Annotated in this window: 24 protein-coding genes and 1 tRNA gene; 9 read left to right on the plus strand and 16 right to left on the minus strand. The window is 67.4% G+C overall.

Annotated features, from left to right (window positions below; translation table 11 throughout):
- The first annotated feature begins 37 nt into the window (after positions 1-37).
- Positions 38-1,018, plus strand: coding sequence for an aldo/keto reductase (locus tag CGU35_RS07780; RefSeq protein WP_100810943.1), 981 nt, complete (start codon positions 38-40; stop codon positions 1,016-1,018).
- 26 nt (positions 1,019-1,044) lie between these two features.
- On the opposite strand, the gene CGU35_RS07785 is transcribed toward CGU35_RS07780, so the two are convergent.
- Together CGU35_RS07785 and CGU35_RS07790 are read right to left on the minus strand one after the other, a co-directional pair.
- Positions 1,045-1,842 (minus strand): IclR family transcriptional regulator, encoded by a 798-nt coding sequence (locus CGU35_RS07785; protein ID WP_198519531.1) that lies wholly within the window; start codon positions 1,840-1,842, stop codon positions 1,045-1,047.
- Positions 1,843-2,021: 179 nt separating this feature from the next.
- Entirely contained in the window at positions 2,022-2,396 is a 375-nt protein-coding gene (locus CGU35_RS07790; protein WP_100810945.1) for a VOC family protein, read from the minus strand.
- A gap of 244 nt (positions 2,397-2,640) precedes the next feature.
- Here CGU35_RS07790 and CGU35_RS07795 point away from each other — a divergent pair, with 244 nt between their 5' ends.
- From CGU35_RS07795 to CGU35_RS07810, 4 genes are all read left to right on the plus strand, one after another.
- The gene (locus CGU35_RS07795; RefSeq protein ID WP_100810946.1) at positions 2,641-2,841 is read left to right on the plus strand and encodes an antibiotic biosynthesis monooxygenase; all 201 of its coding nucleotides are present in this window, start codon (positions 2,641-2,643) and stop codon (positions 2,839-2,841) included.
- Positions 2,842-2,899: 58 nt separating this feature from the next.
- Positions 2,900-4,168 (plus strand): IS256 family transposase, encoded by a 1,269-nt coding sequence (locus CGU35_RS07800; RefSeq protein ID WP_100809674.1) that lies wholly within the window; start codon positions 2,900-2,902, stop codon positions 4,166-4,168.
- Positions 4,169-4,215: 47 nt separating this feature from the next.
- A complete protein-coding gene (locus CGU35_RS07805) occupies positions 4,216-4,383 on the plus strand; it encodes a hypothetical protein (protein WP_198519532.1) in 168 nt (55 codons plus the stop codon).
- Between the two features lie 135 nt (positions 4,384-4,518).
- Positions 4,519-5,997, plus strand: a complete 1,479-nt coding sequence (locus CGU35_RS07810; protein WP_100810947.1) for an HNH endonuclease signature motif containing protein — start codon at positions 4,519-4,521, stop codon at positions 5,995-5,997.
- Positions 5,998-6,155: 158 nt separating this feature from the next.
- Here the strand turns inward: CGU35_RS07810 and CGU35_RS07815 are convergent, their stop codons facing one another.
- Positions 6,156-7,370, minus strand: a complete 1,215-nt coding sequence (locus tag CGU35_RS07815) for a glycoside hydrolase family 3 N-terminal domain-containing protein (protein ID WP_232711185.1) — start codon at positions 7,368-7,370, stop codon at positions 6,156-6,158.
- Positions 7,371-7,450: 80 nt separating this feature from the next.
- Here CGU35_RS07815 and CGU35_RS18540 point away from each other — a divergent pair, with 80 nt between their 5' ends.
- A complete protein-coding gene (locus CGU35_RS18540) occupies positions 7,451-8,113 on the plus strand; it encodes a DUF805 domain-containing protein (protein ID WP_100810948.1) in 663 nt (220 codons plus the stop codon).
- A gap of 27 nt (positions 8,114-8,140) precedes the next feature.
- On the opposite strand, the gene CGU35_RS07825 is transcribed toward CGU35_RS18540, so the two are convergent.
- From CGU35_RS07825 to CGU35_RS07835, 3 genes are read right to left on the minus strand one after another with little or no spacing between them, the layout of a single operon-like run.
- Positions 8,141-9,223, minus strand: a complete 1,083-nt coding sequence (locus CGU35_RS07825) for a zinc-binding metallopeptidase family protein (protein WP_100810949.1) — start codon at positions 9,221-9,223, stop codon at positions 8,141-8,143.
- 43 nt (positions 9,224-9,266) lie between these two features.
- On the minus strand, positions 9,267-10,796 hold the full coding sequence (locus tag CGU35_RS07830) for a polysaccharide deacetylase family protein (RefSeq protein ID WP_100810950.1): 1,530 nt from the start codon (positions 10,794-10,796) through the stop codon (positions 9,267-9,269).
- Positions 10,796-11,314, minus strand: coding sequence for a hypothetical protein (locus CGU35_RS07835; RefSeq protein ID WP_146048008.1), 519 nt, complete (start codon positions 11,312-11,314; stop codon positions 10,796-10,798). Before CGU35_RS07835 ends, CGU35_RS07830 begins: the two co-directional genes overlap by 1 nt.
- Before the next feature lie 180 nt (positions 11,315-11,494).
- Here CGU35_RS07835 and CGU35_RS07840 point away from each other — a divergent pair, with 180 nt between their 5' ends.
- Together CGU35_RS07840 and CGU35_RS07845 are read left to right on the plus strand one after the other, a co-directional pair.
- Entirely contained in the window at positions 11,495-11,833 is a 339-nt protein-coding gene (locus CGU35_RS07840) for a hypothetical protein (RefSeq protein WP_100810952.1), read from the plus strand.
- Positions 11,830-12,774 carry a hypothetical protein gene (locus tag CGU35_RS07845; protein ID WP_100810953.1) on the plus strand — a complete coding sequence of 315 codons (945 nt, stop codon included), beginning with the start codon at positions 11,830-11,832 and terminating at the stop codon, positions 12,772-12,774. Before CGU35_RS07840 ends, CGU35_RS07845 begins: the two co-directional genes overlap by 4 nt.
- 109 nt (positions 12,775-12,883) lie before the next feature.
- On the opposite strand, the gene CGU35_RS07850 is transcribed toward CGU35_RS07845, so the two are convergent.
- The 4 genes from CGU35_RS07850 to CGU35_RS07865 form a co-directional block, all read right to left on the minus strand.
- Positions 12,884-14,581 (minus strand): glycoside hydrolase family 13 protein, encoded by a 1,698-nt coding sequence (locus tag CGU35_RS07850; protein ID WP_100810954.1) that lies wholly within the window; start codon positions 14,579-14,581, stop codon positions 12,884-12,886.
- 64 nt (positions 14,582-14,645) lie between these two features.
- The gene (locus tag CGU35_RS07855) at positions 14,646-15,563 is read right to left on the minus strand and encodes a carbohydrate ABC transporter permease (protein ID WP_181003353.1); all 918 of its coding nucleotides are present in this window, start codon (positions 15,561-15,563) and stop codon (positions 14,646-14,648) included.
- Positions 15,563-16,495, minus strand: coding sequence for a carbohydrate ABC transporter permease (locus CGU35_RS07860; protein ID WP_100810955.1), 933 nt, complete (start codon positions 16,493-16,495; stop codon positions 15,563-15,565). The genes CGU35_RS07855 and CGU35_RS07860 overlap by 1 nt, the downstream gene beginning before the upstream one ends.
- A 45-nt stretch (positions 16,496-16,540) precedes the next feature.
- Positions 16,541-17,803: an ABC transporter substrate-binding protein gene (locus CGU35_RS07865; RefSeq protein WP_232711186.1), complete on the minus strand. Its 1,263-nt coding sequence runs from the start codon at positions 17,801-17,803 to the stop codon at positions 16,541-16,543.
- 133 nt (positions 17,804-17,936) lie between these two features.
- On the opposite strand from CGU35_RS07865, the gene CGU35_RS07870 reads away from it, so the two are divergent.
- Positions 17,937-19,151, plus strand: coding sequence for an ROK family protein (locus CGU35_RS07870; protein WP_232711187.1), 1,215 nt, complete (start codon positions 17,937-17,939; stop codon positions 19,149-19,151).
- A 132-nt stretch (positions 19,152-19,283) separates the two neighbouring features.
- On the opposite strand, the gene budA is transcribed toward CGU35_RS07870, so the two are convergent.
- The 6 genes from budA to nadD all read right to left on the minus strand — a co-directional run bounded on the left by budA (position 19,284) and on the right by nadD (position 24,543).
- A complete protein-coding gene (gene budA / locus CGU35_RS07875) occupies positions 19,284-20,009 on the minus strand; it encodes an acetolactate decarboxylase (RefSeq protein ID WP_100810956.1) in 726 nt (241 codons plus the stop codon).
- 100 nt (positions 20,010-20,109) lie between these two features.
- The gene (locus CGU35_RS07880; RefSeq protein WP_100811360.1) at positions 20,110-22,062 is read right to left on the minus strand and encodes an alkyl/aryl-sulfatase; all 1,953 of its coding nucleotides are present in this window, start codon (positions 22,060-22,062) and stop codon (positions 20,110-20,112) included.
- Positions 22,063-22,308: 246 nt separating this feature from the next.
- Positions 22,309-22,381, minus strand: a tRNA-Ala gene (locus tag CGU35_RS07885).
- 94 nt (positions 22,382-22,475) lie between these two features.
- Positions 22,476-22,868 carry a ribosome silencing factor gene (gene rsfS, locus CGU35_RS07890; protein ID WP_100810957.1) on the minus strand — a complete coding sequence of 131 codons (393 nt, stop codon included), beginning with the start codon at positions 22,866-22,868 and terminating at the stop codon, positions 22,476-22,478.
- A complete protein-coding gene (locus CGU35_RS07895) occupies positions 22,868-23,944 on the minus strand; it encodes a hypothetical protein (protein ID WP_100810958.1) in 1,077 nt (358 codons plus the stop codon). Before CGU35_RS07895 ends, rsfS begins: the two co-directional genes overlap by 1 nt.
- The gene (nadD, locus tag CGU35_RS07900) at positions 23,941-24,543 is read right to left on the minus strand and encodes a nicotinate-nucleotide adenylyltransferase (protein WP_100810959.1); all 603 of its coding nucleotides are present in this window, start codon (positions 24,541-24,543) and stop codon (positions 23,941-23,943) included. Before nadD ends, CGU35_RS07895 begins: the two co-directional genes overlap by 4 nt.
- Positions 24,544-24,549 lie beyond the last annotated feature (6 nt).

Here is a 24,549-nt window from a genome sequence, read left to right on the forward strand (position 1 = left end):
CCAGGGTTCACCAGGGTTCACCATCCAGGAGGCGATCGTGCAGTACACGAAACTCGGCGCGAGCGGTCTGACCGTGTCGCGCCTCGTGCTGGGGTGCATGAGCTACGGCGAACCCGGGCGCGGTGGGCACGGCTGGTCGCTCGCCGAGGACGACTCGCGGCCCTTCTTCCGCGCCGCCGTCGAGGCCGGTATCACGACGTTCGACACCGCGAACGTGTACTCGCTCGGTTCGAGCGAGGAGATCACGGGACGGATGCTGCGCGAGTTCACGACACGTGACCGGGTCGTGATCGCGACCAAGCTCGCCATTCCCATGGGCCCGGGCCCGAACGATCGGGGCTTGTCGCGGGGAGCGATCATGACGCAGGTCGACGCGTCGCTCGCGCGCCTCGGCACCGACTACATCGACCTGTACCAGATCCACCGCCACGACCCGCGTACGCCCATCGAAGAGACGATGCTGGCGCTGCACGACATCGTGCGGGCGGGCAAGGTCCGCTACATCGGTGCGTCGTCGATGTGGGCGTGGCAGTTCGCGCGGATGCAGCACGTCGCCGAGCTGGGCGGCTGGACCCCGTTCGTCTCGATGCAGGACCAGTACAACCCGATCATGCGCGAAGAAGAGCGCGAGATGCATCCGTTCTGTTCCGCGACCGGGGTCGGGGTGCTGAGCTACAGCCCGCTCGCCCGGGGCCGCCTGTCTCGTGCGCACGGTGAGGCGAGTGAGAGGCTCGGGCTCGACGAGACCGGTGCGAAGCTCTACCGCCAGGACGAGGCATCCGATCGCGCGATCTCGGACGCGGTCGGACAGATCGCCGACGAGCGGGGCGTCAACAGGGCTCAGGTCACGCTCGCGTGGCAGTTCACCAAGCCCGCGGTCTCGGCGCCGATCATCGGGGCGACCAAGCCGAATCACCTGTCCGACGCGGTCGCGGCGCTCGATCTCGAGCTCACGTCCGAAGAGGTCGCGCGTATCGAGGCGCCGTACACGCCGCGTCGACCCGAGGGGTTCGTCTAGCCGGGATCTCGGGTCCTCGGCCTGGCTCAGTTGGCCGCGTCGCCGTAGCCCGCGGCCGCGAGGGTACGCGAGATCGAGGTCGCGGTCAGGCGGATCAGGTGCACCATCCCGCGGAGATCGCCCGTACCGGGCGGGTAGGCGAGCGAGACCGAGGCGATGACCGAGCCGTCGAATCCGCGCACGGGTGCCGCGACCGCGACGTTCTCGAGGTCGGTCTGCCGGTCGCTGACGGCGTAGCCGCTCCGCTGGATGTCGACCAGCACCCGCTCGAGCGTTTCGCGGTCGGTGTAGGTGTGCGCGGTGAAGGCGGGCAGGTCGCCCGACAGGACCTCTTCCTGGATGTGCCGGGGCGCGTAGGCGAGAAGCACCTGCCCGATCGCGCTGATGTGCATCTGGTAGCGGTCGCCGATGATCGGGCGGCGCGGGTTCTTTCTGGGGTTGTGGAAGCGTTCGATCGAGACGAGTTCGATGCCCTCGCGGATAGCGAGATGGGTCGCGAATCCGGTCGTCTCGTACAGGTCGAGCAGATAGGGCCGCGCGTAACGCTGCAGTCCGACCGAGCGCGGTGCACGCGATGCGACTTCCCAGAGTCGCAGGCCGACGCGGTAGCGGCCATCCGTGTCGCGCTCGAGCGCTCCCCATTCGGTCAGGCGTTGCACGATGCGGTAGCAGGTCGCGATCGGGAGGCCGCTGTTGCGACTGATGTCGGAAAGCGCTTGACGCGAGCGAGTACCTTGAAAAGTGGCCAGGATCGAGAGTGCGCGATCTACGACCGAGCGCGACCCGGCATCGGGGTCGAGGACCTTCATTGGCGCCATCGTCATGCGTGACAGGCTACTCCTCGATGTACGCTTTGGCACCTAGGAGTACGCTGAGCGTTCACGCCGTATCGCCCGTGCGCCCGATTTTCCGCTGCTCGACAGGGTCTTTCCGCCCGCCGAACCGTCACGAACCGCTGCATGGATCGTCCGTATCGAGCGATTCGTAACGGTTCGATCCCGGATCACAGGTACGGGCGCGTGATGAGCTCCAGGTAGCGGCCGGACGGATCGAGCAGGTATACGCCGCGTCCCCCGTGTTCGTCATTGATCTCTCCCGGGCGGGTGCGCTGCGGGTCTGCCCAGTGCTCACGACCGCTGCCGCCGATCTTCGCGTAGGCGCGGTCGAAGTGTTCGTCGTCGACGAGGTACGCATAGTGCTGGGGCGGGAATTCGATCGACGGAGCCGCGAACTGCAGCAATACCCCGTCGCCGATGAGGATGTTGGTGAACGGTCCCCAGGACGGGGCCTCGTCGGCTTCGAGCAGGTCCCGATAGAAGTCGGCCATCTCGGCCGCATCCTGGGACGCGATGATGGTGTGGTTGAAGCGCGCGGTCATGATGCTCCTTCGTCTGTGTGAGTGGGTCGAGGTCGCACAGACGACGGGAGGGGCGCGGATCAGCGATCGACCAGTTCGCCGATCCGGGAGCGGCCGCGAACGGCCTGGCTGGTCATCATCCCGCCGATGCTAACGGGCACCTCCGCCCAGCGCCACCTCGGCCCGTCGACCTGTCACGAACCGCTGCATCCGTCGTCCGGATCGAGCGGTTCGTGACGGGTCGACGGCATGCGAAGCTGGCCCCGTGATACTCGAGCACGCCATCCTTCCCGTCCGCGCCGGTACCGAGGCTGACTTCGAGGCGGCGTTTGCAGAGGCGCGGCCTGTCGTTGCGAACCAACCGGGCTGCCGTTCCGTGTCCCTGTCGCGGTCGATCGAATCCCCGAGGGGTGCGTCTCGTAGCTTGGTGTCAATTCCTGCGGGGTTCTCGTCGTCGTTGACGTAGGAGGGCCATCGTGGGATGACCAGTTGTTTCCGCCAAGAAGCAAAGAAGAGATCCCACGATGACCCAGAATCAGTCTGCCTTGACGACCCTGATCGCAGAAGTCCTCGCCGATCCTGACCTCGCCCATTCCGACGTGTTCCGTCGGATGCTGCAGGCGGGGCTGCAGGACCTTGTTGACGCGGAAGCGACCGCGAAGATCGGCGCGGCCCGTTACGAACGCACGGCGGAGCGCACCACGCGTCGCAACGGTGCTCGCGCGAAGACGCTCGCCACGCCCGCGGGGGAGGTCGACATTCAGATTCCGAAGCTGCGGGAGGGGTCGTTCTTCCCGAGCCTGCTCAGCCCACGCCGCCGTGTCGACAAGGCGCTCTACGCGGTGATCTGCCAGGCCTGGATCGACGGAGTCTCCACCCGCAAGGTCGACCAGCTCGTCCGCGCGCTGGGCAACGACACCGGCATCAGCCGGTCCACCGTCTCCCGCATCTGCTCCGAGATCGATGAGGTGGTGCACGAGTTTCTGCACCGCCGGCTCGATCACACCTGGTTCCCGTACCTGTTCCTGGACGCCACCTACCTCGACGTGCGCCACCGTGGCCGGGTTCTCTCCCAAGCCCTCATCGTCGCGACCGGGGTCAGCGGCGACGGCCGTCGGGAGATCCTCGGGATGGCTCTCGGCGACGCGGAGACGACGGACTTCTGGACCGAGTTCCTCCGCTCCCTCCGCGACCGCGGTCTGAAAGTCTCCACCGACACAGACCCGCTCGGCGTGACCCTCGTCACGTCCGACGCTCACGCCGGCATCAAAGCCGCCGTCAAAGCGATCCTCCCCGGATCGGGCTGGCAGAGATGCCGCGTCCACTTCGCTCGTAACGTCACCCAGAAGCTCGGATCGGCACGCTCCAAGCCCGTCAACGCGCTGATCTCGACGATCTTCGCGCAGACCACCCCCGAGGCCGTGATCGCCCAGTATCACCAGGTCTCCACGTCCCTCCGCGGGTCGTTCCCGGAGATCGCAGACATGCTCAATGCTGCCGAAGCAGACCTCACCGGATTCGCGCCGCTCCCGCGTGAGCATTGGCAGAAGGTCTGGTCCAACAACCCGATCGAGCGCCTCAACCGTGAGATCAAACGCCGCGCCGACGTCGTGCAGATCTTCCCCGACCGCGACTCCGTCACCCGCCTCATCGGCGCCGTCCTGCAGGAGCAGCACGAGGAATGGCAATACGGTGAACGCCGCTACCTCTCCGACATCTCCATGCGCAAACTCGTCCACACACTCCAAGACCACGCCGAGCCTGAGCGCCCCGACCTGTTCCTCACCGCCTGACCCTCACCCATCAAGGAAGCAGCCGGATTGACACCACAACACGGGACTTGACCTCCCCGAGTCTCTATCTGCTCCTGATCGAGTGGGACTCGGTCGAGGCGCACACAGAGGGCTTTCGGATGTCTCGCGAATACGAGTCGTGGAAAGCCCTGCTGCATCACTTCTACGACCCCTTCCCGGTGGTCGAGCACTTCGCATCTGTCAGCGCGGGATGATCTGGCTCGCTCGGGCTGTGCGGCCTGAGCACACACTCAGAAGGGTCGGTTTTCTCATGTTCTTCTCATCTGGGAAGGGCTGGTCGGCGTGCTTTTCGGGGTGGGGATGTCGGTGGTTGGTCGGATGATGGATGCATGACCGAAACCGCACTGATTGCCCGACTTCGGGCTGATGAGCGGATGAACGCATTGTTGCCGAAACTGATCGAGGTGCGGGCCGCGAAGGCGCGCCTCGATGCGGAAGAAGCACGCCTGCTGGCCGAGTCGGACACGATCGCTTCGGACTGGACCGACGAGGCGGAGTACGGGCGGGTCGGGTCGGATGCGGGGTTCCCGTACCGGTCGGTCGCGGCGGAGATCGGTGCGGCGTGGCGGGTCAGTGACCGCACCGTGCAACGCCAGATGAGCGACGCCGCAACACTCGTCACCGACTACGCGGGAACCCTCGACGCTTTGGCTGCGGGGCTCATCTCGGCCGCGCACGTCCGGGCGATCGTCACCGCCGGGGCCATCATCGAAACCCCCGGGATGCGGGCCGAGTTCGAACAAGACGTGTTGCACATCGCGTGCGCCCAGTCCGCGACGCGGCTGACACCGCTCGCGAAGCGGCGGGCGGAGTGGTATGCGGAAACCACGTTCGAGCAACGCCACCGCCGCGCGGTCGAAGACCGCGCCGTCTGGGTCACCGATGTCGACGACGGCATGGCCGAGCTTCGCGCGCTTCTCCCCGCCGTGGTCGCGCACGGCGTGCACGACCGGCTCAGCGAAATGGCCCGCACCGTCATCGACGCCCGCCGGGTTGAGCCCGATGGCATGAGAGAGTCCAACACAGACACGGCCGCGCAGACACAGGCTCAGACGGATGGCGAAGCTACCGACACGGCGGACCTGCGCACGACGGACCAGATCCGTGCCGACATCCTCGGCGACCTGCTCCTCACCGCCGCTCCCACCACGCACGACGGCAGACCCACCGACCTCGGCGCGATCCGCGCCACCGCTCAGATCACCGTCCCCGTCATGTCGCTGATCGAGAAACGCATCACCGACCCCTACGAAACCGCGTTCCTCGTCGGACACTCCCCCATCGACCCACAAACGGCGTGCATGCTCACCGCCGGAGCACCCGGATGGGACCGGATCCTCACCCACCCCATCTCCGGCCAGGTCCTCGCCGTCGACCGATACCGACCCAACCACGACCAACGCAGACACCTCACCGTCCGAGACCAACACTGCCGGTTCCCCGGCTGCCGCACACCCGCCAAACGCTGCGACATCGACCACACCCTCGACCACGCCCACGGCGGGGTGACCCGCGAACACAACCTCGCCCACCTCTGCGAACGGCACCACACGCTCAAACACAACACCGCCTGGACCGTCAAACAACTCCCCGGCGGGGTACTCGAATGGACCAGCCCCACCGGACGCGTCTACACCGACACACCCATCAGCACCATCGAATTCGCCCCCGACCCCGAACACGAAATACCCGACGACCCCGTCCTCGATGCGGTCAGAGCGACACCCGACGAGGTCGATGTGGACTTCGACGTCGAGCTCGCACTCGACGAGCTGCAGTTCGACCCGCTCGACCTCATCCCGTTCTGACCACGCGGGTCGCCGAGCCCATCAAAACGGACCCACGCACCCCGTGCTCGTCGAGCGAGCGCAGCGCAGCGCAGCGCAACGTGCCCACCCACACCGTGAGCATCGAGCGTCCGCAGCAAGCCGCCCCCGCGCTCGCGGTCCTCACTCAAGCGAACCGCTCAGCAATCCGAGCACGGCAGGGCGCCCTGCGTCGCGGAAGCGAGACGCAGCGCCACGACGCGCGTCGCGGCCTCGTCCAGTCGCTCGGACGACAGAGTGCCGGATGCCACGGCATCCACGATTCCGTCGATCACCGCGTTCGCACGGTCCACCGACGAGTACGCCACGCCCAGCACCATGTCGTTCCCGGCAACGAGGGCCGCGACGGCGTTCGCCACCGGGTCCCGGTACGCCGCGATTCCGGATGCCTCGAGCATCGCCATGTCGTCCGTTATCGCGACCCCGGTGAAGCCCAGCTCGTCGCGCAGAATGTCGTGCCATGCAACCGACAGAGAGGCCGGTGACGCATCGACCGATGTGTAGGCGAGGTGCCCGAACATCACCAACTGAGCGCCCGCGTCGATGCCGGCCCGGAACGGCAGTGCCTCCCCCGCGCGCCATGCGTCGAGTGACATGTCGGTCGACGGAATGGTGCGGTGCGAATCCCCCGGCGCCGCACCGTGGCCCGGAAAGTGCTTGAGCGTCGAGTCGACGAAGGGCGTCTCGCCCGCTACAGCAGCGGCGACGCGCGGTGCTGCGGCCGCAGCATCCGTTCCGAGCGACCGGCGATAGATGAACGACCCGGGGTCGTCGGTGTAGTCCGCCACGATCCCGAAGTTGACGTCGATGCCGGCGCGCTCGACGAGCGAACCCCGCCCCGAGAACGCGACCGCCGTGGCCTCCGCTGGCGCGGACTTGAGCGTGAGCGACGACGGAAACTCATCCCACTTCAAGCGGCGCACGTCACCGCCCTCTTGGTCCACGGCCACCAGCGCGGGCAGCGCAGGATCGAGCGTGGCCGACTGTGCGAGCGCGCGCAGAGCGGACTCCGAACCGGCCACGTTCGCTCCCATCACGATGAACCCACCCGCACCCGTCTGCTCCATGTACGCGCGAACGGTGGCGGGATCGGTCGAAGGCACGTGTCCCATCACGACGGCACCGGCCTTCTGGCGTGGAGTCATCGCGGCGACGAGGGCGGCCGCGCGTTCGGCCCGGGCAGCATCGTCCCCCGCGACGACGCGGATCGCGGCGGAGGGATCATCGGCTGCCGACGCCGCGGCCGCCGAGGAAGCGGGCGCGACGACGGCAGAGGCGGATGGCGCCACGCCCGCCATCGCGATCACCACGATCACCGCGCCCACGGCGGAAACGGCCCTGCGCCAGTGCCTCACCCGTCCAGCTTAGGCGCGGCGGAAACGCTCCACGCGGTGCTGTTGAATAGTCGATACATCTCCACCGAATCGGGAGCTCCATGTCCGTTTCACCCCCGCCGCCCGCAGGCTGGTATCCCGACCCCTCCAACGCTCGCCAGCGACGCTGGTGGGATGGGGTCTCATGGTCGAACCAGACCTCACCCTCACCCGCCGCCCCCGGCGCGCAACCGCTCGCGCTGCTGCACGCGGAGTCCTCGCCGTCCTCCGCTCCGGTCGTCGCAGCGCCATACGCACTGGCTCGGACAGCACCCGCATCGCCCCCGCCCGCATACCGCCCACTCGTGCCCGGCACGGGCGGCCAGCTCGGCTCCGGCTACACGCCCCCGCCCGTCGGTGTGTGGCGATCGCCGGTCGACACCCGGCCGCTCGTGCGTGGCATGGGCGACGCCATCCGCGCCGTCTTCTCGCGCTACGCGATGTTCGAGGGACGCGCCACGCGCGCCGAGTTCTGGTACTTCACGCTGTTCTCTGCGCTCGTGACGATCGGGCTCGTGTTCCTGAGCATCGTCCCGATCCTGGGCTATCTCGCGGGGCTCGGGTTCTTCGTCTGGGGCCTCGGCATCCTGCTGCCGACCCTGGCGCTCTCGGTACGACGCCTGCGCGACGCGGGGTTGCACTGGGCCTGGATCTTCCTGGCGCTGCTGCCCTTCGGCGGGATCGCGCTGATCGTGCTGTGGTGTCAGCCGCCGAAATATCCCTGATCGACGACGAATCCGACCGGACCTGGATCAGGTGCGCTCGGTGCCGCGGGGCAGGGCCAGTGCGATCTGCTCGGGGAGCGTCAGCGGCGTCTTCGTGACGATGTCGTGCACGAACGCCAGCTTGTGGCGCACGGGACCGACCAGCTCGAACGGGTAGAGGTCGGCCGAACCCATCGACCGGTTGATCCGGTTGAACGCTTGACTCATCCAGTCCCAGTCGGTCAGCAGGCGCTGGATCGGCTCATCCCGATAGCTCTCGAGCGGCACGACATCGGTGTCGCGGTTGGTGACGTCCGCATCCAGATGGATGCCGATCGCCGCGGCCGTCTGCAGAGTTCCGGTGATGTGCAGGTAATGCGCGAAGGTCTCGGCGAAGTCCTCCCACGGATGCATCGTGGCGTACTCCGAGATGAACGACGCGCTCCACCCCTCGGGCGCCCCGCGCGAGTAGTGGCGTGCGATCGCGTCCTGATAGCTTGCGCGCTCATCGCCGAACAGGGCCCGGCAACGGTCCCAGGCTTCGTCGCTCTGCAGAAGCACGTTCTGGAAGTAGTGCCCGACCTCGTGCCGCAAGTGCCCGAGCATCGTGCGATACGGCTCGCCCAGCCGCACCCGCAGCGCCTCGCGGCGGTCGTCGAGACTCTCGGCCAGATCGATCGTGATGATGCCATTGGCATGGCCGATCACGACGCGCTCCCCCGTCGACAGGCTCGAGACGAGGTCGAAGCCGAGTCCGCCCGGACGCAGATCCCACGGCACGATCGGCAGACCGAGCTCGCCGAGTTGCAGGATCAGCCGCCGCTTCGCCTCCTCGGTCTTGCCGAGCTTCTCGAGGGCGATCGTGTCGTTGCTGTCGGGTTGGCGGCGGGTGAGTCGACACGAGAAGCACTTTCCCGCCGGCGCATCCTCGCGCACCAACCAGTTGCAACCCCACCCCCGGTTCGAGCAGGTGTACCAGGTCACGCCCTCGATCACGGTGCGACCCTGACGGATGCCGTAGAACGAGCGGTCGAGCAGGTTGAAACCCAGCTCGCCCTCGCAGTTGGGACACACGAGCGTGCCGAGAAAGACGAAGTGGCGACAGTGCGGACAACGCGGGGCAGAACTCACGTGTTCACCGTAGCGCCCGGAACCCGCCTCCTGAGCCACGGGATCAGGGGGCGTAGCGGACGATTCCGCCGGGAATCTGGCCGTCGAACAGCTTCGACAGGGTCACGAGGCTGAAACCGCGATCGAGCAGACCGTCCAGGAGCTGCGGCATGATGCGTGACGTGCCCTCCTGAATGTCGTGCATGAGCATGATCGTGCCGATCCGCGGCGCGCTCACCGAGTACGCGAGCAGGTCGGCATCGGACGGGCCCGCCCAGTCACGCGTGTCGACGCTCCACAGGATCGCGGGCATGCCTGCGACGCCGAGCACACGTTCGTTCAGCGCACCATACGGCGGACGGAAGGTCGAGACGGCCTGACCCGACAGCGAACGCAGCAGATCCGCCGTCGACCGCAGCTCGGATGCGATCCGCTCGTCCGAGAGCGTCGTCAGGTCGGGGTGGTTCCAGGTGTGGTTGCCGATCTGGTGGCCCTCGGCCGAAACCCGTCGCACGGTGTCGGGCCGATTCTGCGCGTTGCGACCGAGCATGAAGAAGGTGGCCGCCGAGTGCCGGTCCCGAAGCGCGTCGAGGATGCCATCGGTCAGTCCGCTCGGTCCGTCATCCATCGTCAGGGCCATGCACGGCACGAGATCGCACGATGTCCGGTCGAATGCTGCTCCGGCGGTCGTCGGGCCCGCGAAGGCACCCTGCGCATCGGCGATGACACGCCCGAACTCCGTGAGCGCGGGATCGTAGGACGTTCGGGGCAGCGAGACCCACACCGGATGCTCGGGGTCGGGCGTCTGCCAACCCGCGAGCCCCTCGAGCTCGGGCGCCGTGAACCCGACCGGCAGCGGAACGACCAGCTCGCCGTCGACGAACGACGCATCTTGGAGCGCCCTGCTCAGAGCCGCTCGCTGCTCGTCCGACGGCGGAGAAACCTGGCTCAGGCTGAGGCCGCCCGCGGCACGGCGCGCGACCGACACGACGTCCTCCCAGAGCAGGTCGTTCTGGCCGATCAACGAAGCACCGTCGCCGACCGCGCCGGTCGCGACATCCGCATAGAGGGTGACGATCTGGTCGGACTCGACCGCCGCGGCGGAACCGCGAACGACACGCAGGCGCTCTCCGAACGTCGATCCCGCGGCGTGCACGATCTCACAGACGACGACGGTGTGCGAGTCGGTCGCCGCCCCGAGCAGGTCTGCGGCGGGCAGTGCAGTAACCCCCGCTACACACCCACGCTCACGCAGCGCCGCCTCGACACCGAAGACCTGTGGTTCGTAGCCGACCCCGGACGCGGTGGATTGTTCGCCGATCGCGGCACGCACCGTCGCCTCGACCGCATCGTTCAGCGGCTGCGACCCGGGCAGGTACGCCCAGCGCGCTTCCACGCGGACGGAGTCGTTCCGGATTCGCTGCGGTGCCAGGGCGATACCGGCGGGGTCGACCGGCGGTGGTGGTGCCGTCAGCATCCGTCCCACGACCGGCCACTGCGCCGGCGTCCACGACGGATCGGTATCGGGCGCGCATGCCGACAATCCGACGACCCCCACGGCGACGAGCACCGCCGCCAGAACCCTGCGCGCCATCAGGACGTCACGTCGATCTGTGCGAGAAGTTCGGCGAGCTCGGCGTCGTAGCCCGCGCGCGGGCCCGACACGAAGGTCAGCAGCGCATTTCCGGAGACGACCACCCCCACAACGAGTTCACCGTCCTGTGTGTTCGCGTGCACCAGTTCCTGACCCGCGACCGTCGTTTCGCGGCTGAGCGCATCGAGCGGGCGCGGCGCGATGTCGCCCAGCGCGACCACCGGGTCGCCCCCGTCGCGCAGCGTCAGATCGACCTGCATCAGCCCGTCCGGACTCGTGAGCGTCACGCGTGACTCGTCGGCGAATGTGGGCCGCATCGCCCATCCCGCGGGCACGGGAACGGATGCTTCGGCCTGCTCGGCACGGATCGTCGTCGTCGTGTCGTCTTCCGCGACGAGCGTCGTCGCCGCTACCCAGATCGGGGGTAACAAAGCCACGACGGCGACACCCAGCATCGCGGTCACGACAGCCGTCAATACGACGACGCCGAGCGCACGTTGAACGGAACTTCTCGCCACCTCGAAATCCTCGCGGAACGCCCCGCGGTTGACGCGGAAGCGCGCCGAATATACGTCACGAGTGCACCGCCGCGCCTCCGCGATTCGCACGAGGGTCCGACCTAGACTCCCGACCGGGGAGCTTTGACCGGCGCAATCCGGTGAATCAGGGGCAGGCAGAGATCACGAAAAAGGGGAATCGTGTTCCAACAGACGAAGGACATGCGCGAAGCGCAGCCGTCCGTGTCGACACGCCCGCACGATCGCGAACGTCGGCGCGCACGGGGGCGTCGACTCGTCGCCCTCCTGACGGCCGTCGCCGTCGTCTGCACGCTTGCGGCGTTCGGGGTCGGTGTCACCGCGCAGACGCGCGCCGAGGCACGGGTCGTCGAACTCGATGGGCGGATCACCCTGCTCCAGTTGCGCCTGCAGAACCACCTCGACCAGGTCGACGAGCTCACCACACGCGCGGCAGAACGCCAGGCCAAGAACGACGACGCCCGCGCCGCACTGGACTCGACGGAAGGTTTTCTTCAGTGAGGGCCTCGTCATGGACCCTGATCGTCGTTTCGGGAATCGCGGTCTTCACCATCACGATGGGGACGATCAAGGTCGCGGAACTCAACACCGTGGCCGATGCCCGCGAGTCACGGTTGCTCGCGCTCGAGACGAAGATCGACGATGCCGAATCGTCCTTGACCGACCTGCGCACCACGATCGACGGCGAGAACGCCGAGGCATCCGTCCTCGCCGAAGCGGGCAAGGAGCGAGTCGCCTTCGTCGAGGCGGTCGGCGCCCTGCGGACGGCGCTGGACAAGGCCGCGAACAAGGTCGACGTGGGCTCGCAGCGCCAGGCCGCGCTCGATGCGCAGGCCACGGTCGCCGCGGCCCCCGCTGAGCCCGAAACCTACGTCGAACCGACCGCGGCCGTGCAGCGCGCGACGAGCGAGGTGGACGCGAAGGTCAACGCGTACGAGGCCGAACAGCGTCGCAAGGCGGCCGCGGCCGCGGCGCGCTCATACTCCGCGCCCATCGCCCGAGGATCGGGCTCTGCCCCGTCGACCGGGGGCGGTGGCGGTGGCGGGGGCGGCGGCGGCTGGTTCGCCGAGATGCGCGCCATCCTGAACAACGTCGGCGGTGGCGGTTACGCCCTGGTCGAGTACGACGGCAACTGCGGCGGCGTGACGGCCCCGGCCTGCGCGAGCAGCGGCGGGACCATCATGGTGTCGTCGGCGGTGGCGAACTGGCCGTACGTGACCAAGGTCTGGGGCATGACGCACGAGCTGGCGCACCAGTACCAGTTCCGGGTGTGGAAGCAGATGACCGCATCGCCGTCGTACCAGACGCTGTTCAACAAGAACCCCGAACTGCTCGCGAATTGCATGGCCGCCACGCGCGGTGCGACGCAGGCGGCCGGCGGATGCGGCCCGGCTCAGCTCGGCTGGGCGGCGGGCATCTGGCAGGGCATCGTCGCCGGCTGACCCGCGCGCCCTCCCCTCCGGGCGCGAGACGTCGCGACACGCCGTTCCACATGTTGCTGGAACGGCGTGTCGCGACCGTTCGGCGCGCGACGCCGGGCCCAACGTGGTGCTACGGCGCCAACCACACGGTGGATGCGGGCGGGACCACACCCGGCGCCGCGCCCGGATCGCTCGAAAGGACGACCGACGACCCGGCCGCGTCCAGCGCGTGGGGTGCATCCCCGAAGTTCGTCACGACCTGCCACCCGTTCGGCCGCGCGAACCGGAGTACATCGGGCCGCCCGGTCTCGATCCACTCGAGGCCCTCGTCCGCCTGAACACGTGCGCGCACGGCGAGGGCCCGACGGTACAGAGCGAGTGTCGAGTCGGGATCATCGTCCTGGCGCTCGACCGCGTACTCCCCCATCCACGCCGGCTGCGGCAGGTGCGCTTCGCCCGCGCCGAAACCGAATGACGGACCGGATGCCTCCCAGGGCAGCGGCACCCGGCATCCGTCCCGTCCGAGGTCGGCACCGGGGCTCCGGAAGAATGTCGGGTCCTGGCGCTGCCCGTCCTCGATCTCGGCGACCTCGTGCAGGCCGAGCTCTTCGCCCTGGTACAGGTATGCGGATCCCGGAAGACCGAGGACGAACAGCGTCGCCGCCCGCGCGCGTCTCTCCCCGCGTTCACGGTCGAGCTTCGGGTCGGTGCCCCCGGAGAGAAGCCACTCCTGGCCGTGCTTGCGCGCGGGACGGCCATCGGCGCCTCGCTCGGCGTCGGGGAGACCGTATCGGGTTGCGTGGCGCACGACGTCGTGGTTCGACAGCACCCAGGTGCTGGACGACCCCGACGACTGCGCCAGCTCGAGGTTCGCGGTCACGATCTCGCGAAACTGCGACGCGTCGAAGTCGGCCTCGAGCAGGTCGAAGTTGAATGCCTGTCCCAGGCTCTCCGAGCTGGCGTAGAGCGGCACGCGCGATCGGTCGACCCACGCTTCCGCGACGGCCGTACGCGGAGGGTCGTACGAATCGAACACGGCCCGCCACTCGGCATACACCTCGTGCACGTCGTCGCGGTCGATCGTGGGGTGCTGTCCATCACGGGGCATGGCGTCGAGCTCGGCCTGCGTGGGCAGCACGTCCGCGAGGTCCTTCGTGAGCATGTGCGCAACGTCGATACGGAATCCGTCGACACCGCGGTCGGACCAGAATCGCAGGGTCCGCACGAAGTCGGCGCGCACCTCGGGGTTCGCCCAGTTCAGATCAGGCTGCTCGACCGCGAAATGGTGCAGGTACCACTGACCGTCGGGTACTCGTTCCCAGGCGGATCCGCCGAAGGCCGAGACCCAATCGCTTGGCGGGAGCGAGCCATCCGGTCCCGTCCCCTCACGGAAGATGTAGCGATCTCGGGCGGGCGACCCGGGCTCCGCGAGCAGCGCTTCCTGGAACCACTCGTGCAGATCGGACGTGTGGTTCGGCACGATGTCCACGACGACCCGGATGCCCCGCTCGTGCAACGCCGCCACCATGTGGTCGAAGTCCTCGAGAGTCCCGAGTTTGGGATCCACGTCCCGGTAGTCCGCGACGTCGTACCCGCCGTCCGCCAGCGCCGACGGATAGAACGGGCTCAACCACACGGCATCGATCCCGAGTTCGTCGAGGTAGTCGACGCGGGAGGTGATCCCCGCGATGTCACCGAGCCCATTCCCATCCAGATCCGCGAAGCTCCGTGGGTACACCTGGTACACGACCGCCTGGCGCCACCAGGGCGCGGCCTCGGCTGACGCCGTTCGACGGATTTCGGGGGCCGGGGAGACTGCGTGACTCATCAGAGAGCGAGTCCTTTCTTCGGGGGCGGTCATGCGGTTGTGCAGTATGCGCGCGACACGGGCCTCAGCCCTTGACGGCGCCCTGGGTCACACCCTCCATCACCCATCGCTGGGTGAAGAGGTATACGACGATCGCGGGTGCCATGGCCATCAGGTACGACGCGAACGACACGTTGTAGTTGTTGCTGAACTGGGTCTGGAAGATGCTCTGCACGACCGGGAGAGTCTGCAACCCGGGATCCGAGATGATCAGCGACGGCATCATGAAGTCGTTCCACGAGGCCAGGAACGCGAAGATGCCGACCGTAGCGCTCATCGGCGCGAGCAGCGGAAAGATCAGCCGCCAGAACGTCTGCCACGTCGAGGCGCCGTCGATCCGTGCACTCTCTTCCAGCTCGGCCGGAATCGAGCGCAGGAATGCCGTGAAGAGCAGGATGCTGAAGCTCAGCTGGAACATGATGTGCAGGATCGCAACGCCGGCCGGGTTGTCTAGGCCGAGCAGTCCCGTCAGCTGGATCTGCGGTAGCGCCACGACCGGGAACGGCAGGAACATCGCGGCGAGCAGGTAGTAGAACGAGTAGCGGAACAGCTTGCGATCCCAGTTCCGAGAGATGGCGAACGATGCCCATGCGGCCAACACGATGGTGCCGACGACGGTTCCCGCCGTGATGAGCACCGAGACGGTGAAGGCCAGCGGGAAGTTGGTCAGGTTCCAGGCCGTGACGAACCCTTCGATGCTGAAGGGACTCGGCAGCGAGAAGGCGTTGCCATCCACGGCCTGCGACTGCGTCTTGAACGCCATCGACAGGGTGACGTACAGCGGGATGAGCACCGTGACGGTGCACAGCAGAAGGATGATCGTGGTCGACCAGTTGACGCGCTCCATCGCGGATCGGCCCCGGCCGGTCTTGCGCGGAGCGTCGCCCGCGAGCGTCCGTTCGGCGTCGATGTCCTCGGCGATGAGGGCTGGTTGGACTGTCATCAGAACACGTTCCTTCCGCGCGTCAGCCGCAGCTGGATGAGCGAGATCACGACGACGATGACGAAGAAGATCGTCGCGTTCGCCATCTGGTAGGCATAGTCGCCGCCGGTGAAGCCCGTCACGATCGTCATGGCGATGCTGCGGGTGGAGGTGCCGGGACCGCCGTTGGTCAGGCCGACGATGATGTCGTAGGCGTTCAGGAAGTTCTTGAAGCCGAGGATCACATTGATCACGACGTAGCCCGCGACGAGCGGCAGCGTGATGCGCAGCAGTTGCTGACGTTTCCCCGCCCCGTCGAGCTCGGCGGCCTCGTATACGTCGCCGGGAATGGAGAGGAGTCCGGCGATGTAGATCAGCAGCGTTCCCGGGATCGCCTGCCACGCGGTCACGATCACGATCGCAACCCAGGCCAGGTCGGGGTTCGCGAGGATGCTCTCGCTGAGCCATCCGACTCCCACGGCCTGCCCGAGGGCCGGAACCGAGTTCGAGAACAGGAAGTTGAAGACGAACGCGATGACGATTCCCGAGATCACCATCGGGATGACGAAGACCGTTCGGAGCGCCGTCTTGAATCGGATGCGCGAGGTCAGCCCCACCGCCAGCAGGAACGCGAGCACGTTGACGGCGAGCACCGTCACCGCCGCGAAGCCGAAGGTGAACAGATAGCTCTGCAGGATCGCGGGGTCGGAGAAGAGCGCGATGTAGTTGATCAGGCCGATGAACTCCCAGTCGCCGAACCCGATCGAGTTGGTGAAGCTGAAGAAGATTCCGATGACTGCCGGCACCGTGATCGCGAGGGTGAACAGGATGAGGCTCGGCAGCAGGAAGACGTAGTAGATCCCCTCGACCTTGCGCCGCTTCCTGGTGAGCGCGGGCGCGGCGGTGCGCCCGCGAGTCTTCGGCGTGATCAATGTCGCCGTTGTCGTGGCCATGATGTGTGTCGCTTCCCTTCGTTGGGTCTCGCGTGAAGTGTCGGGCTACTGACGCAGAGCGAGACGCGCCCAGTCGGCATCCATGACCCGCAGGGTGCGTTCGGCGCTGCCGCCCGTCACGATGCCCTGCATGTAGTTCTCGGTCGGGATGGTCAGCGGGATCGCCTTGGAGGCGCCCTGGTAGAAGCGCGCCTCGTCGTAGAACTCCTTCATGCCCACGATTCGCGGGTCCGTCACGGGCGCAGCATCCGTCGTCGTCCCGTAGCCGAGCTGGGCGGCGTTGTACGCGTCCATCACGTCCTTCTGAAAGAGGTACGACAGGAATCCGCGGGCCTCTTCCTGGTGGCGAGACGCCTCGGGGATCCACGCGGCCAGATCGATGTTCACCCGAACCTCGAGGTCTTCCGGATCATCCGTCATGGGGAGCGGGAAGGTGCCGAGTTTGAGGTCCGGCGACGTCTTGGCGATCTCGCCGAACGCCCACGGGCCCTGTAGGTACATCGCGGCCTGACCCTGCGCGAAGGCGAGGTTGCCGTCGCCGTAGCCGCGGCTCGCGGCATCCGGGTTGGTATATGTCTCGGCCAGCATGGTCATGCGGTCTACGGGTTCGAGCAGCGTGCGCTCGAACGAGACGGGCGAATCCGGACCGACCTCGGTGCCGAGTTCGTTCATCTCGTCGTAGAACTCGGCGACATCGACCGTGCCGCCGACGGTGTAGTCGAACCATCCCTGCGCGACGGTCCACGGGTCCTTGAAGGTGCCGTAGAACGGGGTGATCCCCGCAGCCTGCAACTGGTCGCAGACCGCGATGAGTTCATCCCAGGTCTGCGGCACCTCGAGGCCCTGCTGCTCGAAGATGTCGACGTTGTAGATGACGGATGCCGCCATCACCGAGTACGGCAGCACGCTCGTGCGTCCGGGATAGGTCGCGTACTGATCGACGAGGTCCTGCACCTCGGGCAGGATCCGGTCCGCCTCCGGCATGTCGCTCAGATCGCTCAGCGCACCGCGCTCCATGAAGCGCGACATCTCCATGTTGTAGTTCAGCAGGCCGAGGTCGGGCGGATTGCCGCGGAGGAAGCCCGCCTGGAGGTTCGAGGATGTGTCGAACACGACACGCACGTCATCCTGCGACGAGTTGTACTCGGCGATCAACTCACGAAAGTACGGGATCGCCTCGGGCTTGCTCAGGTGGAAACGGATCTCGGTCGGCCCGCCCGACGAGCAGCCCGCGAGTGTCCCGCCCAATAACGCGGCTCCCAGCGCGGCGGCCGTCAGGCGCAGCACCCGTGATCGTAGTCTCGGCACGTCATCGTCCCTTCTCCCGCCCGTGGGCGGTCGTACGTCTCTGTACACATATTTTGTAGACCGATTAGATTTATCTATCGAATCAACTCGACGTGGACCATAATGCAGGGAAGCACCCGAAAGGTCAAGACCCTTGCCTCACCCGCCTGAGCGAATCTCCGCGCCTCGCCGCGCGAGCCTCGACGCGCTGCTCGACTACGCCTGGGACGCGGGGATCTTCACCGCGGGCGAGGCGATGCCGGCGGTCGGGCTCACCCGTTCGACGACCATCGACGCGCTCGATGAGCTCGTCGAACGCGGCCTCATTCGAGAGTTGCCGAACGCCCGCGAAGTCGGCGACTACAGCAAGGGTCGCCCCGCGCGCCGCTTCGAGTTCTGTGCCGACGCCGGGATCGTCGTCGGCCTCGACGCAGGACGCGCCCACGCGACGACCACCGTCTCCGACCTGAGCGGCGAGGTCCTGGCCCGTGAGCACCTCACCCTGGACGATGACTCGGTCGCCGGGCGCCGCGCCATCATGGCCAGGGCTGTCGACGCCGCGCTCGCGGTCGCCGGTCGCGATCGTTCCGATGTGATCGCGCTGTGCGCCGGAGTGCCGGCGCCCGTGGACGCCGAGGGCATCTCCCCCACACATCACGAGGGTTTCTGGCAACGCATGAACCCGGACCTGAAAGACATGTTCGGCGCCTGGGTACCGCTCGTTCGCGTCGAGAACGACGCCTCTCTCGCCGCGGTGGCCGAGGGCAGCATCGGAGTGGCCCGCGGGTGCCGCGACTACGTGACGCTTCTCGCCGGCGAGCGGCTCGGCGCCGGAGTCGTCGTGGACGGGCGGCTCTTACGGGGCGCGCACGGCGGCGTGGGCGAGATGATCGCGTTCGATCAGGTCTCGGGTGTGGGTGGCGCATGGGGCCTCGGCTATCGCGCCGCACAGTGGGCTCGCGAGGCCATCGCCGCGGGCGAACTGCCGCCGCAGCATCCGTTGGCGGCGGTACCCGTCGACGACATCTCCGGGCGTCTCGTGTTCGAACTCGCCGCGGAAGGCGACGCATTCGCCCTGGCGATCGTGGACCGCGTCGGCCAGATGCTCGCGCAGGTCACCGGCGTCTTCGCGAGCCTTCTCGACCCACGGATGATCGTGATCTCGGGCGCCGTTTCTGCCGGAGTCGCGGACGTGCTCGTCGCCGCACGTGCCCGCCTGTCCGACGCCCTGCACATTCCGCCGCCCGAGTTGGTCGCTTCGCAGCTGGGCGGTGACATCGTGTCGACCGGCGCGGTCTCGGCAGCCATCGAGTTGGCGCGTTCGGGCATCCTGGCACTCGCGCCGCTCGACCGCACCGTCGCCGTCTGACGCGAAACGCACCACACGGGCGTTGAGCGACCGCGGCGAGACGACGCGCCGAACGGGCGCGACTCGCCGTTCCACACGCCCAGGGAACGGCATGTCGCGTCCGTTCGCGGCGCGGCGCGGCGCGGCCCGGCCTCAGCCGCCGGCGCCACCCTCGATCGCCACGATCCGGTGGTCGGCGTCGTGGGTCAGCTCGGTGCGCAAGAACAGGTCGTCCACCGGCAGGTGCAGGTCGAGCCGCGCGAAGGCGCGCATCCGCAGGTCACCGGAGCCGATCGTGACATCCAGCACGTGCCCGCCCGCGAGTCGGTCGGCGGCCAAGAAGTGCAGGTGCAGTCCCGCGACGGCGATGCCCTGGTAGATCCGTGGTGCCCAGAATCCGATCAGCGTTCCGGCCCGATCGGTCAGCACCGTCTCGACCTGCTCGCGGGTGACCGCGGTCAGAGGCGGTAACGGATGGTGCTGCCGCGGTGTCACCCGCACGCGCACCGCGGCCATCACCCCGTCCACCCGCACGGCATGGAAAAGGTTCCGACTCAGCAGGAGCCCTTCTACGCACGAGCTCAACGCCGCCAGATCGAGGTTCTCGACCGCCGATGACGGCGCGTCCGAGAATGGCGCGACGTCGACGAACGGCAGGATGTCCGACTCGGCCATCTGCGTCGGCGGGCCGTCGACGGTGCACTCGTACGCCCGCCCGTCGACGATCACCACCTCGCCGCCGAGGCGGTCGCAGCATCCGATCCCGACGTCGCCGGCGCGGAGCGCATCGGCCACCGGCATCCCCGTCTCGTATGCCCCCGCCAACAGCGCGTCGAGCACGGCGAACTGGGTCACGGCGTCGTTCGAGAGGATCGTCACAGCCCGACGCTAGCGCGAACGGCCCCGCCCGAAGCGACGATCGCCACAGCCGGACGGATGAGCGACACGACATCGCTCGAGTCCGCGACGTCTTCCGTTCTCAGCGCCCCGGAACCGGCACGGCCCCGACTGTTCCCGGCAGAATCTCGAACCCCAGCGGGAACTCGACGAGAAGCTCACTCAGCCGCTTCAGGATGTCGATGTCACCGTCGACGCGCGCATGCCGACCTGCCAGCAGCGCTCCGAGGGTCGTCTCCCCCGTCATCGCGAGTTCGAGGTCGGCACGGTCGATCGTGATCGTGAGGTCTGGATTCTCCGCCCGTCCGCCCTCCAACGTCGTGAGAGCGCCGTTCGACAGTTCCACGACGAAGTGCTGATCGGTGTCGGGTGTGATCAGATTCGCAACGAATGAGAGCGTCTCGGCCTTCGTCGGGTCGAGACGGATCGCGAGGAAATCGAGGAACTGAACGGTGGTGAGCGCCCTGACCAGGTCCGGTCCCGTCGCCGTCGGCGTGACACCCGCCGGAAGCCCCGAGCGCAGTTCGAGCGCGCCCGCGAGGAAGCTGTTCCGGACGCTGGGGCTTTCCTGCTGGTACCCGATCTGCTCGAAGGCCTCGGCCAACAGCATGCGTGCATCGTCGTTGTCCGGGTGGGCATAGACGAGCTTGTTCAGGATCTCCGTAGCCAGCAGGTAGTCGCCAGAGGCGATCAGCTGCCGACCCTTCTCGAGGATCGGCGACGCGCCTCCCATGAGCTCGACGTAGAGCGGGGCGGAGTCCTTCGGCGAGAGGGGGATGAGCGTCGTCGGGTTCGCATCCCAATAGCCGAGGTAGCGGTTCACGACGGCACGGGCATTGTGCTGCACCGACCCGTGATAGCTGCGGGCGGCCCACTGCTGCTGGAGAGAATCGGGAACCCGGTAGACGTTGTGGATCTCGTTGACGGTGACGCCCTGGTTTGCGTAATGGAGCACAGCGTTGTTCAGGTGCGCGTACGTGTCTCGTTGCGCGCGCATGACTTCCTGGATCCGATCGTTGCCCCACCGTGGCCAGCTGTGGGAGGCGAACATCACCTCTGCCTCTGTTCCGAACCGGTAGAGCGCGGCGTTGATCTGCCGGGACCACTCGAGGGCATCGCGCACGAGCGCACCGCGCAGCGTGTAGATGTTGTGGATCGTCGCCGTGATGTTCTCGGCCGCCCAGAATGCCTTGAAGTCCGGGAACCAGGTGTTCATCTCGGCCGGAGCCTCCGTGCCGGGGGTGTTCTGGAAGACCATCCGCACGCCGTCGACGACGAGCTCCTCGAAGTCGTCGACGATCGAGACGGTCGGTGCGATGAGCCCGATCGACCCGGCGGCGATCCTCTTTCCGATGGCCTGGTCGACATGCCCGAATGGACTCGCGGCCAACAGCGCGCCGTACTGGTAGAACAGTCGCCGTGACATGGCGTTGCCGGCGTATACGTTCTCGGCGACGGCGTGTTCGAGGAAGCCCGCTGGTGCGATCACCTGAGCGGCGCCGCTCGCGACGTCTTCTTCGTCGACCACTCCCCGCACTCCCCCGAAGTGATCGCCGTGCGAGTGCGAGAAGATCACAGCGACGACGGGGCGTTCGCCCAAGTGCTCGGTGACGAGCGCCAAGGCGGCCGCGGCAGTCTCCTTCGTCGTCAAGGGGTCGATCACGATCCAGCCCGTGTCTCCGCGGACGAAGCTGATATTGGCGAGATCGAATCCGCGCACCTGCCAGATCCGATCGGGCACGACCTCGAACAGCCCGTAATTCGCGTTGAGCACGGCCTGTCGCTGCAGCGAAGGATGGATGCTGTCGAACTCTTCGGACTCGGTCAGAAAAGAATATGCGCCGAAATCCCACGCGACGTTGCCCGCCTCGGCCATGATGCGCGTGGCCTCGGGTTTCGCGATGAAGCCACGCGTCGCCTCCTCGAAATCGCGCTCATCGCTGAACGGCAGGGCCATGCGCGCCTGCCTCTGCGCCAGCACGGTCGCTGCGGACGGATGGGTTCCCTGCGGGTGGAAGTGGGTGAACGGTGCCATGAGCGCGTGCACAGCCCCTCTGTGAGACGGGAAGCCGCAACCGTCGGTGGGTTGCGACCGAGGCCTGGAAAACTACCGCACGCGGGCACGCGTGAGCCGCGATAGTAACCCCCGTCGGATGCGTGACGCAAGCAGGCGCATACTGGACGACCCGATCGTGGCGCCCGAGACGGCTCGCCCAGGCGGTCCGCCCCGCGCCGACGTGCTAACAAGCAAGAACCCCCGACGTATCGAGGGTTCTTTCGGTGGACCTGAGGGGACTCGAACCCCTGACCCCCTGCATGCCATGCAGGTGCGCTACCAGCTGCGCCACAGGCCCAAACATCGCCCCGAACGAGCGAGGGCAACCCCGCTAGATTACTACATCCGGAGCGCCCACTCGAATCGAGACGGATGTCACGGCGAAGCGCCGTTCAGACGCCCGTCTCGGCGCCCGCGGCGGCCGGGGCCGGAAGCTCGATCGGGATGACCGGGCAGTCCTTCCACAGGCGCTCGAGCCCGTAATACACGCGCTCCTGCTCGTGGAAGACATGGACGACGAGGTCACCGAAGTCCAGCAGCACCCAGCGCCCCTCCTGGCGACCCTCCCGACGCAGGCGCTTGACGCCGGCCTCGTGCATGCGGTCTTCGATCGCGTCGGCGATCGCACCCACGTTGCGCTCGTTGCGCCCGGTGACGATCAAAAAAGCGTCGACGAGCGGAAGCGGGCCCGAGACGTCCAGGGCTACCAGATCCTCGCCACCCTTGGCGTCGGCGACGGCCGACGCGATCTGCACGAGTTCACGTGCCCGGTCGGTTGCAGTCATCAGAGAGCACCATTCACAAAAGCGAGGATGAGGACGCCCACGAGTGCGAGCGCCAGAACGCCCGCCGTGATCGCCAGGGAGAAAAGGAGTCGACCGCCCTTTTCCGGCGCGGGGGGACGGATGATCTCGCCCGTGCCGCGCACGGTGCTGATCGCGGCACTGGCGGCGATCGGCGTCGGGGACGACGAAGCGGGAAGCTCCCCGTCGACCAGCACGGCGTCGACGTCCTTGCCGTCGGTGGAACGGGGGTCGCCCCCGGCGGATCCGAGGCCGTCGGGCAGGTGGAACGTGCCCGTGATGAGCACCTCACCCGTCGCGTTGACCGGGCCCGAAAGCGGCGGCATGTTCGGCGTCTGCGACAGGATCAGCGCGCTCGACGCACCGATCGCGCCCGTGGAGGACGCGTTGCGCACGATGAGCTCGTCGAACGATGCCGGCAGCTTCGTCGAAACCTCGTCGTCCTTCAACAGGTGGGCGCCGAACTGCGGGTCGACCGTCACGACGGGGGCCGCGTCGATGCCGCGCGCGTTCTCGCTCGACGCATCGTCGCGGACAGATCCGGATGCCTCGGCGAGCTCGTCTTTCTGAGCATCCGCTTTCGCGGCATCCGCCTTCTTGGCGTCAGCCTTCTTACGACCGGACTTCTTCCCCTCGACCTCGGACTCGGCAGCCTTGGTCGCAGAAGCCTCCGATTCGGCAACCGCGGGCGCCGCGGACGGCGCGTAACGCGGAGCGGTCGGCTCGCCCAGAGCCGAGACGGGCATCTGAGCGGCGACGACGTCGGGGGTGATGACCGGCACCGAAGCGGTGCGGATGCGTTCTTGCTCGCGCGCCTGACGGCGGGTCAGGGGCGAGACGCCCAGATCGACGTGCGCGTCCGGCATGGGCGCCGGAGGGGTGAAAGCGGGGGTGGCGGGACGCGCGAGCGGGGCCGAAGGCGCCGGGGTGGCCGCGACATACGTGTCTTCGTCGATCTCGTCGTCTGCGGAGGCCGTCTCGCCCTGAACGGGCACGGATCCGGTGGCGTGCAGTTCGCGGAGCTTCTTCCGCGTCAGCGGCTGCTCGGGTGTGCTCATGCGTTGCTCCGATAGAGATGATGCTTGCTGATGTACTGGACGACCCCGTCAGGAACGAGATACCACACCGGGTCGCCCCGATGCACCCGCTCGCGACAGTCCGTCGACGAAATCGCGAGCGCCGGAATCTCGAGTTGGCTCACCACCTCACTCGGAAGTCCCCCGGTGTCCAGGACGTGTCCGGGGCGACTCACGGCGACGAAGTGCGCGAGGTTCCACAGCTCATCATGGTCCCTCCAACTGAGAATCTGCGCTACCGCGTCCGCGCCGGTGATGAAAAAAAGATCGGCGTCGGGCCGCTGCGTCCGCAGATCACGCAGCGTGTCGATCGTGTACGTCGGACCGGCACGGTCGATATCCACGCGACTGACGGTGAATCCCGGGTTGGATGCGGTCGCGATGACGGTCATCAGGTAGCGATGCTCGCTATCGCTGACCCTCTGCTTCTGCCAGGGCGTACCCGTGGGGACGAAGACGACTTCGTCGAGACCCAGATGGCTGGCGACCTCGCTGGCGGCGACCAGGTGACCGTGATGGATGGGATCGAACGTGCCGCCCATCACCCCGATTCGGGGCCGCTCCCCTGCGTCTGTCGTCATGCCCGA

It is taken from the genome of Microbacterium sp. BR1 (assembly GCF_002812725.1).
In the GTDB taxonomy this organism is placed as follows: domain Bacteria; phylum Actinomycetota; class Actinomycetes; order Actinomycetales; family Microbacteriaceae; genus Microbacterium.